1 protein-coding gene is annotated in these 711 nt (G+C 61.7%); it reads left to right on the top strand.

What is annotated here, in order from left to right; translation table 11 throughout:
* Positions 1 to 711 (top strand): family 20 glycosylhydrolase (locus B5F22_RS11835; RefSeq protein ID WP_158096701.1); only part of this gene is annotated, 711 nt, incomplete at both ends.

Here is a 711-nt window from a genome sequence, read left to right as displayed (position 1 = left end):
GCACCATCGAGGACCCCGTGGGCGCCATGTTCTGCATCTGGAGCGACGTGCCCCAGGCTCAGACCGATGCCAGCGTGGCAGAAGAAGTGGCCGACGTCATCGCCGCCTTTGGCTCCGCTCTGCCTGAGACTCCCGAGCGCCACGTCCACGGCGACGCCTCTCTCAACGAGTATGACAAGTCCTTTGTCATGGTGGACGCTGGCCGGAAGTACTTCTCCGTGGACAGCCTGAAGTCCATCATCGACAGCGCTTCTTCCGCTGGCATGCACTATGTGATGCTGGGTCTGGGCAACGATGGTATGCGCTTCCTGCTGGACGACATGACCCTGACCGTGGGCGGCACTACCTACACCGACAAGCAGGTCTCCGACGCCATCCACGCTGGCAACGAGGCTTACAGCGACTTTGAGGTGGACGAGCTCACCGAGGCCGAGATGAACGAGATCCTGTCCTACGCCGCCACCAAGGGCGTGGAGATCGTGCCTCTGATCAACACCCCCGGCCACATGGACGCCATCCTGGACGCTGCCGAGGCCCTCACTGGTGTGGACTGCGCCTATGGCACCTCTCAGCGCACCATTGACATCACCAACGAGACCGCTACCAGCTTCACCAAGGCGTTCCTCCAGAAGTACATCACCTACTTCGCCAGCAAGGGCTGCACCCTCTTCAACATGGGTGTGGACGAGTACGCCAACGATGCCGGCGGCA

It is taken from the genome of Pseudoflavonifractor sp. An187, assembly GCF_002160275.1.
In the GTDB taxonomy this organism is placed as follows: Bacteria; Bacillota; Clostridia; order Oscillospirales; family Oscillospiraceae; genus Enterenecus; species Enterenecus faecium.
The sequence above is the reverse complement of the archived record's forward strand: the minus strand, read 5'-3'. Positions and strand labels throughout refer to the sequence as shown.